The following is a 14,629-nucleotide window of genomic DNA, read 5'->3' as shown; positions in this document are numbered from 1 at the left end:
CCCTTCTATTCGCCCCGCAGGATGCGGCTAATGTAGCGGGCCACGGTGGCAACCTTTTGCATCGTACCGGGGTAGTCCATGTGCGTCGGGCCGACTACCCCGAGGCCGCCGAGTGCCTCATCGCCCGAGCCGTACGCAGTTGTAACAATCGACGCGCGCGAAAATTCCTCATCCTCGTTCTCGCGCCCGATGCGCACGGAGACCTGCTCCAGCTCCTGCGCGCCGGCGAGCAGCTTCAGCACCACCACCTGCTGCTCCAGCGCGTCGATGACGCCCTGCAAGCCGCCGGAGGGCACCACCAGGTTCGACGAGCCAGCGATGATCAGCCGGTCCGGGGTGGCGTCCACGAGCGTGGTGATCAGCACCTCCGCGGCTCGGGCGGCGGGGTCGGCGAGGTGGGGCGGCGCGTTCGCGGACAAACGCGCAAGCGCCGCCGACGCGTCGCGCATGGTCTTGCCCACCAGCGCCTCGTTGAGCAGGTCGCGCAGAAGCCGCACCCCGTCCGCGCCGATGGGGCCAGCGAGCTCCACGTTGCGCTGGTCCACGCGGCCGGCGTCCGTGATTAGCACGAGCAGCAGCCTCGTCGGGGTGAGCTCCACCACCTCGCAGTGCTTCACCCGCGCAACGCTCAACGTGGGCAGCTGCACCACCGCCGCCTGGTTGGTCAGCTGCGCGAGCAGCTGCACGGAGCGGCGCAGCACGTCCTCCAAGTCCACCCCGTTTTCCAAAAAGTCCAAGATGGCGCGGCGCTCTGCGGCGGACAGCGGCTTGACGTCGTGCAGCGCGTCCACGAACGCGCGGTAGCCGGCCTCGGTGGGGATGCGACCGGACGACGCGTGCGTCTGGGAGATGTAGCCCTGCTGCTCCAGCACCGCCATGTCGTTGCGGATGGTCGCCGAGGACACCCCCATGTTGTGCCGCTCCACCAGCGATTTCGACCCGACGGGTTCCTGGCTGGCGATGTAGTCGGCCACAATCGCGCGCAACACCGCCTGCCGCCGTTCGTCTGCTGCGCTCATGCATGCCTCCTTACTCGGCTGCCAGGATATCGGTGATGATGCCGTCTGCAAGCAGCCGGCCCTTATCCGTCAGGCGCAGCCTCTCGCCGCGCTCCAGCAGCCCCGCGCGCACATGCCTATCGACGACGTCCCGTGCCCCCGCCCCGATCCACCCCGCCGGGATGCCCTCTCTCAGGCGCAGCCCGAGCATGACCGCCTCGGTGTGGGCTTCCGCTTCCGTGATGGATTCGGAGTCGTGGACGGGCAAGGTGGCGTCGGCAAGCAGCTGCGCGTATCGCTCGGGGCGTTTGACGTTGAAGAAGCGCTCCGACCCGATGAAGCTGTGCGCGCCGGGGCCTGCGCCCCACCACTGTTGGTTGCGCCAGTAGATGAGGTTGTGGCGGCACTGCCCGCCCGGTTTCGCCCAGTTGGACACCTCGTACCAGGCGTAGCCGTGGTCCTCGAGGGTGGAAGCGATGAGTTCGTAGCGGTCGGCGTAGACGTCTTCCTGCGGCGCGGGCAGCTCGCCGCGGCGGATCTTGCGGGCCATGGCGGTGCCGTCTTCCACGATGAGCGAGTAGGCGGAGACGTGGTCGACGTCGGTACCCAAGATGGCGTCTAAGGTGCGGCGCACGTCGTCGTCGGTTTCGGTGGGCGTGCCGTAGATCATGTCCAGGTTCACGTGCGCGAACCCGGCGGCGCGGGCCTCGCGGGCGGCGGCCACGGCGCGGCCCGGCGTGTGCTGGCGGTTCAGAACGCGCAGCACGGGCGTGGAGGCGGACTGCATCCCCAGCGACACGCGGGTGAATCCGGCGCCCAGCAGGCCGTCGAAGTACTCCGGGCTGGTGGATTCCGGGTTGGACTCGGTGGTCACCTCCGCGCCGGGTGCGAGCCCGAACGTGTGACGCACCGCGGAGAGGATGCGCCCGAGGCCGTCTGCGCCCAGCAGGCTGGGCGTGCCGCCGCCGATAAACACGGTGTCGGCCTGCGGCAGCCCGCGGGCGGCGGCGAGCTCGAGTTCGCGCTCTAACGCGTCCAAGTACTGGGCGTGGGAGGAGTCCACCTCGGTAGGCGTGTAGGTGTTGAAGTCGCAGTACCCGCAGCGCGTGGCGCAGAAAGGCACGTGGATGTAGACGCCGAACGAATCCATGGCGCCAGGTTAGGCCCCGCGGCGGGAACGCTTCGCGGCGACCTTGGCCACGATCCGGTCGATGCGGGCGCGCTCCTCCAAAAACTCCGGCGGGTTGGACCCGCGCATGGTGCGCACGAACGCGGGGTGGTCGACGCAGACGGTTTCCACCCAGCCTGTGACGGCCTCCTCCACGATCTCGCCGACACGGGCGTAGAGGTGCGGCAAGCTCACCACGCCGAGCTCGCGCGCGACCATGTCGGTCTGCTCCAGGCAGTAGGACACCACCTCGCCCAAGTGTTGCACCACCAAATCGGTGCGGCCAGTCAGCGCGTCCTGCATGGTCTGCACCGAAAACGGGGCCTTTAAGGGGAACAGGTCGTGGAGACCGGAGGCGTCGAGAAGCTCGGGCTCCGGGATGCGCTCCTCGGGCTTCGCCCCCGCAGACAAGTGGCCGGCGGCGCGGCCGGAGGTGAGCGCCTGGCGCAGGCCGATCAACTCGGCTACCACGCGGCGGGCGTCCTGGCGCGCGTCATCGACGATTTCGACGAACTCGGCGAGGCAGTCCTCGGTGAGCTCGCCGTCGTAATCCGCGATGGCCTCGGCAAGGTGCTCGGTGTACTCCGCCACCTCGTCGCCGATGTTGTAAATCTCCTGGGTGAGCTCGCGGTGACGCAGCACAGCGGCAGTTTTGTGCATCCCGGGCCCTCCTTGGAAACGCCTGTGCGTAAGTGACAAATTGGCATGCTATGCCACCACCGCAGCGGAGGAAGGAAGGCGCGCCGGACTACCGCTGGTACAGCTTGTCGATGTCCTCCTGGAAGCGCTGGAACACCACGTTGCGCTTCACCTTCATCGTCGGGGTCATCTCGTCGTGCTGCTCAGACAAGTCGCGGTCCAGGATGCGGAACTTCTTAATCGCCTCGGTGCGCGAGACGGTTGCGTTGGCCATGTTCACCGCGTCCTGCACCTCGGCGCGCAGGGCGGGGTCCTGGGCGAGCTCGGAGATCTTCTTGTTCTGCGGGATGTTGTGGTTGGCCTTCCAGCGCTTGAGCTCTTCCTCATCGAGGGTGACCAGCACGCCCACGAACGGCTTGCCGTCGCCGACCACCAACGCGTTGGAGATCAGCGGGTCCTGTCTGATGATCTCCTCCATCGGCCCCGGCGAGATGTTCTTGCCGCCGGCCGTGACAATGAGGTCTTTTTTGCGCCCGGTGATGGAAACGAAGCCGTCCTCGTCTACCTCCCCCAGGTCGCCGGTGTTGAACCAGCCGTCCGTGAGCGCCTCGTCGGTCGCGGCCGCGTTCTGCCAGTACTTGTTAAACACGCCGGGGCCTTTGAACTCGATCTCGCCGTCGTCGTTGATGCGCACGGAGTAGCCGTTGACGGGCTGGCCCACGGTGCCAATCTTGTTGGCGTTGGCGTTGTTCACGCACGCCGCGGCGCACGTTTCGGTGAGCCCGTAGCCCTCGTAGATGGGCACGCCCATGCCACGGAAGAAGTGCGACAGGTCCGAACTCATCGCGGACCCGCCGGTGATGCCGTACCAGACCGAGCCGCCCATGGCGTCTTTGATCTTGCCGTAGACCAGCTTTTCAAACACCGCGCGCTTAGCCTTCTGCACCCGCGACGGCCCCTCCGGGGTGTCCAGCGCCTTCGAGTAATCGATCGCCGCCTTTTCCGCCTCTAAGAACATGCGCTTGCCCACCGCAGAGCCGTCCGCCGCCTTGTTGTAGGCGCCCTCGCGCACCTTCTCAAACACGCGCGGAACGCCCACGACCAGGTTGGGGCGCACGCGCTGCAGCTCCACCATCAGCGTCGAGGTGTCGGACCAGTGCGACTGAGTCGCCCCCGAGATGGTCCACGCCAGCGACACCGCGCGGGCGAGCACGTGCGCCAGCGGCAAAAACGTGACCATGCGCTGCCCCGGGTAGGACACCCGGCCGATCTCGTTTTCCAGCAGCGCCCAGCACTGGTACGCCCAGTTGCCGTGGGTGATCTCCACGCCCTTCGGCCGGCCGGTGGTGCCGGAGGTGTAGACGATGGAGCCCAGGTTGGCGTGGCGGGTGGCGCGGACCCGTTCGTCGATACGCGATTGCTCCACGTCGCGCCCCTCGAACTTGATCGTCTCCACGCCCGCGGAGTTCAGCTCGTAGATGCGCTCGAGCTTCGACGGCGAGTCCGCGAACTTGGGCCTACCCGTCTCATCCAGCAAAAACGGGCTCATGAGCTGGGTGTGGTCACGCGTTTCTGTAAACGCGATCTTCGCGCCGGAATCCTCCAGGATCCACTGGATCTGGTGCATGGACGACGACGGGTAGATCGGCACGGATGCGGCGCCAGCGGCCCAGATAGCGAAGTCCAACAGCGACCACTCGTAGCGCGTGGACGACAAGATGGCCACGCGGTCCCCCGGCTCCACGCCCGCGGCCACCAGGCCCTTCGCCACCTCGTAAACCTCCTGCAAAAACTCAGCGGCGGTGACGGACACCCACTCGTAGTTGCGCGGGCGGTAGTACAGCACCAGGTGGGGGCGCTCCTCGCACGTGTGGATCAGCCCGCTGAGGCACGTGTCCGTGTCGTTGAGGGTGAATCCGAGTTCCGTCGTGTACGCGTTGGAAGGCATGGTGCTCAAGCGTACCCCAGCAGCTACGGCCCGGCTTTGGCACAATGCGTGACGTGACAAACGTGGAACTGCTGCACGCCCTCGCCGAGTCTTACGGCTTCGGTACCTCCTACCGCGCCTCGAACGGGCTGGTCACGGAGCCGCCCGCCGAGTCGTTTCTGAAGCTGCTCCGAGCGCTGGGGCTTTCGCTTAGCGACGACCCTTCGGACGAAGAACTCCAATTCCACCTCGACGCCCGCCGGGAATTCTGGGCCACCCGGCCCATGCCGCCGTGCGTGGTTGCCACCGAGGGGGCGGAGCGGCACTTCAACGTGCACGTGCACGACGGGCACTGGGCGCACTGCTGGATCCGGCTGGAAGACGGCACATCGCGCGACGCCTACCAGGACGAAAACTGGGCCCCGCCGTTTACCGCCTCCGACGGCGTGACGTGGGGCGAGGCCACCTTCCACGTGCCGGGCGACCTGCCCGCGGGCTACCACGAGCTGCACCTGGAATCGGACAACTTGGACGAGGTCTGCCCGCTCATCGTGGTCCCGGCGGCGCTGTCCACCAACGCCGACGTGGTGCGGGAGCCGGTGTGGGGTGTGATGGCGCAGCTGTACTCGGTGCGCTCGCTGGATTCCTGGGGCATCGGGGACTTCCACGACCTGGGTTCGATCGCCGAGGCGGTCGCCGAGCAGGGCGCGGACTACCTGCTGATCAACCCCGTCCACGCCGCCGAGCCGGTCCCGCCGATCGAGGACTCGCCGTACCTGCCCACCTCCCGCCGGTTTGTCAACCCCATCTACATCGCCGTCGAACAGGTCCCGGAGTTCGCGATGCTGGATGAGGGGGACCGGGAGGACGTCGTCAAGCTTGCCGCCGAGTTCAAGGCCATGAACCACACCAACGAACCGCTGGAGCGCGACCGCATTTTCGCCGCGAAGCTTGCGGCGCTCAAGGCGCTGTTCTACGTCTCGGCCGCGGACGAGGCCCGCACGCACGACTTCGAGCTGTTCTGCCTGGACGAGGGCGAAGGCCTACGCCAATTCGCCGAGTGGTGCGCGGCGCAGGCCTCCGAGTCAGAGCACCACGGCGCGCCGAAGCACGCCGGAGAGGACCCGCAGGAGCTGGTCCAGTTCTACATGTGGCTGCAGTTCATCGCCGACGAGCAGCGCCGCGTGGCGCAAGAGCGCGCACTCGCGGCGGGCATGCGGCTGGGTATTATGACGGACCTTGCCGTGGGCATCCACCCCGGCGGCGCAGACGCCGCCACACTGCACGAGGTGCTTGTTCCCGACGCGTCCGTGGGCGCGCCGCCGGACCAGTACTCCCAGCAAGGCCAGGACTGGTCCCAGCCGCCGTGGAACCCGCAGCAGCTGGCGGAGGCCGGTTACGGGCCGTGGCGGGACCTGCTGCGCACCGTGCTGCGCCACTCCGGCGGCATCCGCGTGGACCACATCCTCGGCCTGTTTCGCCTGTTCTGGCTGCCGCGCATGGATACACCCATGCACGGCGCGTACATGAACTACGACTTCGAGGCCATGGTCGGCGTGCTCGTGCTGGAGGCGCAGCGCGCAGGCGCCGTGGTGGTGGGCGAAGACCTGGGCACGTTCGAACCGTGGGTGCAAGACGTGCTGCGCGACAAGGGCATTCTGGGCACGTCCGTGCTGTGGTTCGAGTCCGTGCCGCCGGAGGTCCCGCGCCCGTCGCAGCAGTACCGCAACCTGGCGCTCACAGCCGTGGGCACGCACGACCTGCCCCCGACCGCCGGGTACCTCGAGGGCGCGCACAACGCGCTGCGCCACAAGCTGGGCCTGGTTGTGGAGAGCCTGGAGGAGCTCAACGCCGCCGACGCGGTGTGGATCTCCCAGGTGCTCGCCGCCGCGCAGGCGGAGGGCGCGTTCGAGGGCACCACGCTTGCGGACGTGGACTTCCTGGACCAGGACTTGGGCGAGTACGACGACGTGGACACGCTCGTGGAGGGCCTGACGCGGTTTGTCGCCTCCACCCCGTCCGCGATGACCTGCACGAACCTGGTGGACATGGTGGGCGACACGCGCATTCAAAACCAGCCGGGCACCAACCGCGAGATGTACTCCAACTGGTGCATCCCGCTTTGCGACACCTCCGGCACCCCCGTCCTCATCGAAGACCTCCCCGACGTGCCGCTGTTCACCCGGATCGCCTCCGCAAGCACTCGCTAGCGCTCACTAGCACCCGCCAACGCTCGTGCTAGGGCACGGGCGTTGGCGGGGTTAGCGGGAGCGTGGTCGGCGCTACAGCGCGCCGGCGAGCGCGGCGACGACAACGAGGGCGATGAGCACCCACATCACCTGGGTCACCCGCGATTGCGGGTACTTCCGCTGCTGCTTCGGCAGCTTTTGGTCCTGCTTGCGCAGCTCCTCCGGGTTGGCCATGGGGCCTAAGCCTAGCCCGATGGCCTCAGCGGCGGGAAAACAGCCGCGCGGCGGCGCGGGAGAAGGCGTCCACCGCACGCAGCAGCACGTAGCTGGCCGCACCGCACACCGGCGCTGCAACCGCCAGGATCACCGGCACCTGCAACCAGGGGCTCAACCCCATCACCCAGCTCATCGGATTATGCCCAACACGTAGCCGATGGCGGGCACCAGCACAGCCGCTGCGGCGACGACCCCGAGCGTGATCACCAGCGCGTCGGCAATGCGGCGGTCGCGCTGCTCCTTGACTTCTACCGGATCTGCGGGGGCCTCGCTGGGCACGCTGGACGGGGTTGCCGCGCCGGTGGGCACCGGAGCTGCAGTGCGGGTCCTTGTCGCAGGGGGCGCGGACGCACGCGTCGCCGAGGGGCGCGCCGACGTCGGTGTCGCGGACTGTCCCGCGGTGCCGCGCGTCGTCGGTGCCGGTTTCACCTTCGGTGCCGGTGCCGACGCCCGGGTGGCCGATGAGGTCGCCGTCGGCCGCGCGGCGTTGGTTGGCGTCGTCCCCCTCGACGCCGACGAAGGCTCGACCGCGGGGGGAGCCGGGGTCGCTTCGGAGGCCGGGAACTGCCGGGCGTAGTACTCGCGGAGGAAGGCGTCGATGCGGGCGTCGTCGTACGTAGGGCCGCTCTGCAGCGAACTTGCCCGCTCAAGGCCCACCACTTCGGTGTCGTCCTCGTCCACGAGCGCGTTCGCACCCGACATCACGCCGACGAACCCGCGGCCCGGCGAGTACACCGGCCCGCCGGAATCGCCGAAGTGGGGTGTGCCGGGGGCATCGAAGTAGATCGTTTTCTCGATCATTCCCACAAACGGCCCGCAGGCGGCCTCCCGGCTGCGCCCGTGGGAGGCGAAGCCGTGGTAGCACAGGGTCTCCCCGGGCGAAATCTCGCTGATAGGAATGTACGCCCCGCCGTAGGTGTTCTGGCCGAGCGTGACGTTGTTGAACCAGTAGATCACGGCCCAGTCGTTGGCGTTGGCGGGCCCGTAGAAGGCGGCGGCCGGGTAGATCAACCCGGCGGGCGTGGGGAGTTGCCGCCCGTACTCGTCGGCCACGTAGACCGTCGATCCTCCCGGCCGCGGGGCGGCGGAGTCCACCGCGCAGTGGCCGGCGGTGTAGCTGCGGTGCAGCGCGACGTCGTTGTAGCCGATGGTGCAGGAGGTCAGGTTGTAGCCGCCGATGTTGTCCACGAACAGCCGCTCACCTTGCCTAGCGACGAGCGGTTCCGCCGCCCCCGCTCCCGGCAGCGCAACCGGCACCGCAGCCGAAGACACGGCGATCGCCACGGCCGCGGCCAGCGCGCCGGCTCGGGGGCGCCCCGGATTTCGGCGCAGATGTCGGCGCAGAAGTCGGCGCGGCATAGGCGTGTCCTTGTCTTGTTTTTTGAAGCGGTGAAACCCTCTCGACTCTACCGCAGGTGCCCAAAAAACTCCCTCAGCGCGAGTTTTTCTGTGCGTCTGTTCGCGCCCCCGCGAGGCCGCGGCGCTTCAGCAGCGGCTGGGTGTCTTTGTCCCGCCCGCGGAAGGCACGGTACGCCTCGTCGTAGTCTCGGGAAGCGCCCCGGGACAAGATGGCGTCGCGGAACTTTGCGCCGGTAGCGCGGTTGATCCCCTCTTCCGCCACCAGCGCGTAGCCGTCGGCGTCGAGCGCTTCTGCCCAGAGGTAGGAGTAGTAGCCCGCGGAGTAGCCGCCCGCGAAGATGTGGTTAAACCAGGTGGAGCGGTAGCGCGGCTCCAAGCCGTCCACGTCGAGGCCGTAGTCGCGCAGGACTTGCGCCTCGAAGGCGTCGACGTCCGAAGGTAGCTCGCCGTCGAGCGAGTGCCACGCAAGATCGATCGCACTGGCCGCGAGGTACTCCGCGGTGGAGAATCCCTGGCCGAACTGGCGCGACGCCTCCATCGCCTCGAGCAAGGGGGCCGGGATCGGTTCGTCGGTGTCCACGTGGCGCGCGTAATTGCGGGCGATCTCGGGGGCGAAGGCGTAGTTCTCGTTGATCTGGGACGGGAACTCCACCCAGTCGCGCGGGACGTTGGTGCCGGAGTGCGAGGGGTAGCGTACGTCGGAAAGCAGGCCGTGCAGTGCGTGGCCGAACTCGTGGAAGAGCGTTGTCACCTCGTCGATGGTGAGCAGGTTCGAGTTGATGGACATCACGTTGACCACCACCGGTTTCGTGCCCGCGAGGTGGGACTGGTCCACGAACGAGCTCATCCACGCGCCTCCGCGCTTAGACGGGCGGGCGGCGTAATCCGTCAGCAGCAGGCCGATACCCGTGCCGTCCTCCTCCTTGACCTCCCAGACGTCTACGTCGTCGCGGTAGCCTGCGAGGTCTGCGCGCTTGTCCACCGTGATGCCGTAGAGGAGGTTGGCGGCGTAGAAGACGCCGTCGGTGAGTACCTGCTCGAGCGGGAAGTACTTGCGCAGCTCCGCCTCGTCGAGACCGAGCTCCTCCGCGCGGCGCTTGGCCTGCCAGTACGGCCAGTCCGCGCCGTCAAGGTCCTCGCCCGCGAGCTCGCCAGCGAGTTTGCGCTCCGCTTCGGCGTTGGCGGCGGCAGCCGGGGCCAGGTCCGCGATGAGCTGGCGGGCGGCTGCCGCGGTGCCCGCGGTCTCCTCCGCGATGACGTAGTCGGCGTGGCTGTCAAAACCCAGCAGCTTCGCGCGCTCCTGGCGCAGCGCCACCGATTCGAGGACGATATCGCGGTTGGAGTCCTGGCCGCGCTTGCGCGAGGCGTCGAAGAGCTTGTGGCGCGCAGCAGCGTCCTGAAGTTCAGATTGCAGCGACTGGGTGGTGGGCAGCTCGATCGGTACGACGTAGCGGCCGTCCTTCTCGTAGGAGGCCAGCTGGTCTTCAGACAGGCCGGCCAGCTCGTCCCGGGTGAACTCCACTGCCAGCCTTGTGGTGTCCGCGAGCAGGTTGCGGCCGAAGCGCTCGGACAGCTCGCTCAAACGCTGGTTGATTTCCTGCAGGCGGGACTTTCCGGCGGCATCCAGGTTGGCGCCGCGGCGGGTGAAGCGGCGCATCAGCTCTGCGTGAAGACGCTGCGACTCCCCGTCTTCCGGCACCTCGACGCCCTTGATGCGCTGATAAAGCTCGTCGTTCTGGTAGATCGAGTCCACGTGCGCGGACAACCGGGGCACGATCCGGTCCGCAACCGCGTCGAAATCGTCGGTGGCATCCGTGCCCTGCAGGTTGAAAAACCACGCCATCACGCGGTCCAGGTCCGCGCCCGCAAGCTCGAAGGCCTCCACGGTATTTTCCCACGTAGGTTCCGCGGCGGTGGTGATCTCCGCGATCTCCGCCGCGTGGTGCCTCAGCGCCTCCTCAAACGCGGGCTCCACGTGCTCGAGCCGGATGTTGGCGAAATCCGGCAGGTTGTACGGCAGTGTCGAGGGCGTGAGAAGCGGGTTCGTCATGGCGGACAGTGTAGGCGGTTAGGCTTCTGGCCTATGGGCGATACGGAAATCACATGCGCGGCCGGCACGATCCTCGGGCGCACGCGCGGCGGGGTGCGGGAGTTCGAATCCGTCCCGTATCTCGCGCCCGCGGGAGCGTTCGATGACCCCGTGCCGCTCGAGCAGGGGCTGCTTATCGACGCCACAGTGCCGCACCCCCGCGCCCTGTCCATCATCACCCCGACAGGCGCCCGCCCCGGCACGGACTGCCCGGTGGTGGTGTGGCTGTGCGACCCCGTCGGCGCCACCGGCGTCGCCGACGCGCAGCACGCCTTCGTTCAGGTGCGCGTCCCCCACCGCAGCGGGTTCGAGGGCTTCATGCCGTTCGCCGCGGACCCGATCGCGCACTTCCGCGGCGTGGCGGACGTGGCCGAAGCCCTGCACTGGATCCAGCGCAACATCGAGGCGTTCGGCGGGGACCCCACCAACGTCACCGTTGTCGGCGCGGGCGAAGACGCGGCGGTGGCGCTGTGGCTGTGCCGGCGCGACCACTACGCCGGGGAGTTCCGCCGCGTGTGGGCCGCGAACCCCGTGTTCCCGCGTGCGCCGTACGAGAAGCGGAAGTGGGCGGCGCGCTTCCTCCTGTCCGCTCCCCTGACGCGCGACAAGCTCAACGAGTTGGCTCGAGACAGGCCGGGTCGGGTGGCGCGAAGCTACCGTCGATACGCAAAGGCGTTCGGGCCGATGGGCCCGCAACCCTACGACGAAGCCGAGCTCGCCGACCTGGCGCACGTGCGCGTCGCGCCAACGCTCGACGCCGGGGAGATCGCCCGGTTCGCCCGCTAGTTGTTCAGGTTGCCCTTGAACGTGACGTTGCCGATGGTGAACTCCGCGTCCCACAGGTTGCCGGTAGTCACGTCGAAGGGGTACTTCGCGTTCACCGTCGCGCCGGGGCCGAGCGGGCGGTCCAGGCCCACGATGTCAACGCCGGCCTCCTCCGCGACGGGCTGGAACTTCGCGTCCTTCATGTCCGGGTTGGACGTGCTGTTGGCGTTGTAGCGCAGCTTCGGCGTCAGCGTGTCCTCGGGCAGGGGCGCATCCGACTCGTTGGTGATGGCCACCACGACCACCGAGCCGCCGGCGGGCGCATACGAGGTGCCCTGCCACTTGTAGGACAGCTCCATGGCGGGATCCTCCACGCGCTCACCGTCCGTCTTGTCGCTGACCACCGGGTCGGTCTCGTTGACCTCGAAGGTCTTGCGCTGCACACCGATACGGTCGTCCGCCTGGCCCTGCGGCGCGTCTTCCGCCGCGGTGACCTGGGTGGAGCTTGCGGTGTCCTCCGCCATCTCGCCGTCCGCGCACGCGGTGAGCGCCAACGTGGAGGCCAGGGCTGCGGCGGTGAGCGTTGCGGCCTGCGGGCGGCGGGTGCGGTGGAACATGGGCGCCTCGTTTTCTCGCGGTAGTAGCTGGGGCTTTTGCGGTTTGCTGCACCACTTTACAGCCCGGGTAGTGTGTCGAAATTATGCAGTCTTTGATGCGCGTCGCGCGCAGCGCCTCCGCCCTGTGGCCGTACTACATCGCCGTGGTAGTGGTGTCCTCCCTGGTGGCGGGCCTGGGGTTGGTCTCGCCGTTTCTGATCCGGGAGGCGACGGACACGATCGTGGCAAAGCTAGGAGACGCCTCCCTGCCCGACCCGACGCGCACCGTCATCTGGCTCGCCATCGCCCTCTTCGCCGCCGAAGCCTCCGCGTCGCTGCTGCGCAACGTAGCGGGCTACCTGGGCGACGTGATGGTCGCCCGCATCCGCCAGATCCTGTCCACGCGCTACTTTGCCAAGCTGCTCGCGCTGCCGCAGCGCTACTACGACAACCAGGTCACCGGCACCATCATCGCGCGCCTGGACCGCTCCATTGCGAACGTCACGCAATTCATCCAGTCCTTCACCAACAACTTCTTGCCCATGCTGATCCAGGTTGTGGCGATTTTGGGCATCACCGCTTACTACTACTGGCCGCTGACCGTGCTGCTCGCGCTGCTGTTTCCCCTCTACACGTGGCTCACCGCGCTGACGTCGAAACGCTGGCAGGTTTTTGAGAAGGAGAAAAACGCCAACATCGACGAAGGCAACGGCCGCTTCGCCGAAGTGGTGGGCCAGGTCAAGGTGACCAAGTCCTACGGCGCGGAGGTGCGCGAGCTGGAGAAGTTCGGCCGCCACTACACCAACACTGTGGAGATCACCCGACCGCAGTCGCGCTGGTGGCATGCCATGGACACCGCGCGCGGCGTGGCCATGAACCTCATCTTTTTGGGCATCTACCTGATCCTGTTCACCCGCACCCTGCACGGGCATTTCTCCGTGGGCGAGATGGTCATGCTCATCCAGATGGTCACCATGGCCCGCCAGCCCGTGACCATGATGAGCTGGATCGTGGACTCCGCCCAGCGCGCCGTGGCCGGCTCGCGCGACTACTTCAAGGTCATGGACGAGCCGGTGGAGCCCACCGCGAACCGCCAGCTCGTGGCGGCGACGGAGGCGTCGGGGATGCCGGAGGTCGTCGCGAAGCAGCAGGCCCCGCTGACGGTGCGGGAGCCAGTTGTCGCGTTCGAGGACGTCACCTTCGAGTACACGACAGGCGAGCCCGTGCTTCACGACGTCAGCTTCGCCGCCCACGAAGGCGAAAAGATCGCCCTCGTGGGCGAATCCGGCGGCGGCAAGTCCACCATCGTCAATCTGCTGCTGGGCCTGTACCCGATCACCCGCGGGCAGCTGCGCGTGTGCGGCGAGGAAATCGGCGAGCTCGACGTGGAGAAGCTGCGCGCGACCACCGGCGTGGTGTTCCAGGAGGCGGCGCTGTTTTCCGGCTCCGTGTTTGAAAACATCGCCTACGGCAAGCCCGACGCGACGCTGGAGGAGGTCGTGGAGGTGGCCAAGCGCGCCAACGCCCACGACTTCATCATGAAATTCACCGACGGCTACGACACCGTCATCGGCGAGCGCGGCCTGCGCCTGTCCGGCGGGCAGCGCCAGCGTGTCGCCGTGGCCCGCGCGATGCTGAAGGACGCCCCGCTGCTCATCTTGGACGAGGCCACCTCCGCGCTGGACACCAAGGCCGAGCGCGCCGTGCAGGCCGGCTTGGACGAGCTGATGGTCGGGCGCACCACCATCATGATCGCGCACCGGCTGTCCACGATCGCGGGGGTGGACACCATCATCACGCTGCGCGACGGCCGCGTCGACGAGATCGGCTCCCCGGAAAAACTGGCAGTCTCCGGCGGCATTTACTCGGAGTTGCTGCGCCTGACCGCGTCATCGTCCGCCGCGGACCGCGAGCGGCTCAAGGCGTTCGGCTTCCACGTCGACGGCGCCGAGGAGGAAGAGGACGAGGACCGTTAAATATGAATGACGCGGATTAACTCCTCAAGCCCGCGAAAATCTCCCGGATTGCGGGTGTACAGGTCGAGCCCTTCAGCGAGTGCGCAACTTGCGATCAAGAGGTCGAACGCCCGGCGTTTTGGTTTTCGGCCTGCTTTCATCACCGCACCGTAGACGAGCGCATACGCGCGGGCCGCGCGGTCGTCGAAGGAAATACATTCAACCAACTCTGAGACCGCGTGTGCTTGGTTCGCCCGTCTCGCCCGTTCGACCGGATCGTTCGCCGCCGCCGGCCCAGCGGACAGCTCCGCCAGCGTGACCGCCGAAATCGCCCAATAGTCTGGTAGTCGGTCCAAGTCAATGTCGTCCAGGTCAAACAGCACCGAAGTATCTAACAAACCCCGTTCAGCCACGCGGATCAATTCCTTGATCGACAAACTCGTCAATATCCGCACGGAACTGCGCAAAGTCGACACTCGCAACACCCCGCAGGGCGGCGATGAGATCCTCCTTGCGCCCGAATTTCGGCTTTCTCAGCGGACGAAGTTCCCCGACAGGTTGCGAGTTACTTGTAATCACGAATGTTTCCCCCTCATCGAGCGCACGCATGATTCGTCCGCTCTCATTACGCAGTTCACGTTGACTGATTGTCTCCGTCATGAATCGAC

14 protein-coding genes are annotated in these 14,629 nt (G+C 67.3%); 3 read left to right on the top strand and 11 right to left on the bottom strand.

What is annotated here, in order from left to right; translation table 11 throughout:
• Nucleotides 1-5: 5 nt before the first annotated feature.
• The 4 genes from hrcA to HMA55_RS09010 all read right to left on the bottom strand — a co-directional run bounded on the left by hrcA (nucleotide 6) and on the right by HMA55_RS09010 (nucleotide 4,753).
• The gene (gene hrcA / locus HMA55_RS09025; RefSeq protein ID WP_181192706.1) at nucleotides 6-1,019 is read right to left on the bottom strand and encodes a heat-inducible transcriptional repressor HrcA; all 1,014 of its coding nucleotides are present in this window, start codon (nucleotides 1,017-1,019) and stop codon (nucleotides 6-8) included.
• A gap of 10 nt (nucleotides 1,020-1,029) precedes the next feature.
• Nucleotides 1,030-2,148, bottom strand: a complete 1,119-nt coding sequence (gene hemW / locus HMA55_RS09020; protein ID WP_181192705.1) for a radical SAM family heme chaperone HemW — start codon at nucleotides 2,146-2,148, stop codon at nucleotides 1,030-1,032.
• 9 nt (nucleotides 2,149-2,157) lie between these two features.
• Complete coding sequence (locus HMA55_RS09015) at nucleotides 2,158-2,826, bottom strand: hypothetical protein (protein WP_181192704.1); 669 nt, start codon at nucleotides 2,824-2,826, stop codon at nucleotides 2,158-2,160.
• A gap of 88 nt (nucleotides 2,827-2,914) precedes the next feature.
• The gene (locus HMA55_RS09010) at nucleotides 2,915-4,753 is read right to left on the bottom strand and encodes an AMP-dependent synthetase/ligase (RefSeq protein WP_181192703.1); all 1,839 of its coding nucleotides are present in this window, start codon (nucleotides 4,751-4,753) and stop codon (nucleotides 2,915-2,917) included.
• 53 nt (nucleotides 4,754-4,806) lie between these two features.
• Between HMA55_RS09010 and malQ the strand changes: the two genes are divergently transcribed.
• A complete protein-coding gene (gene malQ / locus HMA55_RS09005) occupies nucleotides 4,807-6,942 on the top strand; it encodes a 4-alpha-glucanotransferase (RefSeq protein WP_181192702.1) in 2,136 nt (711 codons plus the stop codon).
• A 72-nt stretch (nucleotides 6,943-7,014) separates the two neighbouring features.
• Here malQ and HMA55_RS09000 read toward each other — a convergent pair whose 3' ends face one another.
• The 4 genes from HMA55_RS09000 to HMA55_RS08985 form a co-directional block, all read right to left on the bottom strand.
• Complete coding sequence (locus HMA55_RS09000) at nucleotides 7,015-7,155, bottom strand: hypothetical protein (protein ID WP_034998295.1); 141 nt, start codon at nucleotides 7,153-7,155, stop codon at nucleotides 7,015-7,017.
• A gap of 25 nt (nucleotides 7,156-7,180) precedes the next feature.
• Entirely contained in the window at nucleotides 7,181-7,330 is a 150-nt protein-coding gene (locus HMA55_RS08995) for a hypothetical protein (protein WP_181192754.1), read from the bottom strand.
• The gene (locus HMA55_RS08990) at nucleotides 7,327-8,556 is read right to left on the bottom strand and encodes a hypothetical protein (protein ID WP_181192701.1); all 1,230 of its coding nucleotides are present in this window, start codon (nucleotides 8,554-8,556) and stop codon (nucleotides 7,327-7,329) included. Before HMA55_RS08990 ends, HMA55_RS08995 begins: the two co-directional genes overlap by 4 nt.
• A 73-nt stretch (nucleotides 8,557-8,629) precedes the next feature.
• The gene (locus HMA55_RS08985; protein WP_181192700.1) at nucleotides 8,630-10,606 is read right to left on the bottom strand and encodes a M3 family metallopeptidase; all 1,977 of its coding nucleotides are present in this window, start codon (nucleotides 10,604-10,606) and stop codon (nucleotides 8,630-8,632) included.
• A 33-nt stretch (nucleotides 10,607-10,639) separates the two neighbouring features.
• On the opposite strand from HMA55_RS08985, the gene HMA55_RS08980 reads away from it, so the two are divergent.
• The gene (locus tag HMA55_RS08980) at nucleotides 10,640-11,431 is read left to right on the top strand and encodes a carboxylesterase family protein (RefSeq protein ID WP_181192699.1); all 792 of its coding nucleotides are present in this window, start codon (nucleotides 10,640-10,642) and stop codon (nucleotides 11,429-11,431) included.
• Here the strand turns inward: HMA55_RS08980 and HMA55_RS08975 are convergent.
• Nucleotides 11,428-12,027, bottom strand: coding sequence for a hypothetical protein (locus HMA55_RS08975; RefSeq protein WP_181192698.1), 600 nt, complete (start codon nucleotides 12,025-12,027; stop codon nucleotides 11,428-11,430). The two genes, HMA55_RS08980 and HMA55_RS08975, sit on opposite strands and share 4 nt — an antisense overlap.
• A gap of 83 nt (nucleotides 12,028-12,110) precedes the next feature.
• Here HMA55_RS08975 and HMA55_RS08970 point away from each other — a divergent pair, with 83 nt between their 5' ends.
• The gene (locus tag HMA55_RS08970) at nucleotides 12,111-13,982 is read left to right on the top strand and encodes an ABC transporter ATP-binding protein (RefSeq protein ID WP_181192697.1); all 1,872 of its coding nucleotides are present in this window, start codon (nucleotides 12,111-12,113) and stop codon (nucleotides 13,980-13,982) included.
• Here HMA55_RS08970 and HMA55_RS08965 read toward each other — a convergent pair.
• Nucleotides 13,979-14,398 (bottom strand): PIN domain-containing protein, encoded by a 420-nt coding sequence (locus tag HMA55_RS08965; RefSeq protein WP_235961893.1) that lies wholly within the window; start codon nucleotides 14,396-14,398, stop codon nucleotides 13,979-13,981. The two genes, HMA55_RS08970 and HMA55_RS08965, sit on opposite strands and share 4 nt — an antisense overlap.
• Nucleotides 14,367-14,621, bottom strand: a complete 255-nt coding sequence (locus HMA55_RS08960) for a type II toxin-antitoxin system Phd/YefM family antitoxin (protein WP_171192917.1) — start codon at nucleotides 14,619-14,621, stop codon at nucleotides 14,367-14,369. The genes HMA55_RS08965 and HMA55_RS08960 overlap by 32 nt, the downstream gene beginning before the upstream one ends.
• Nucleotides 14,622-14,629 lie beyond the last annotated feature (8 nt).

The sequence above is a fragment of the Corynebacterium wankanglinii genome, from assembly GCF_013601005.1.
Classification (GTDB): domain Bacteria; phylum Actinomycetota; class Actinomycetes; order Mycobacteriales; family Mycobacteriaceae; genus Corynebacterium; species Corynebacterium wankanglinii.
Note: the sequence above shows the minus strand (reverse complement) of the source record. Positions and strands in the feature narration are given on the sequence as shown.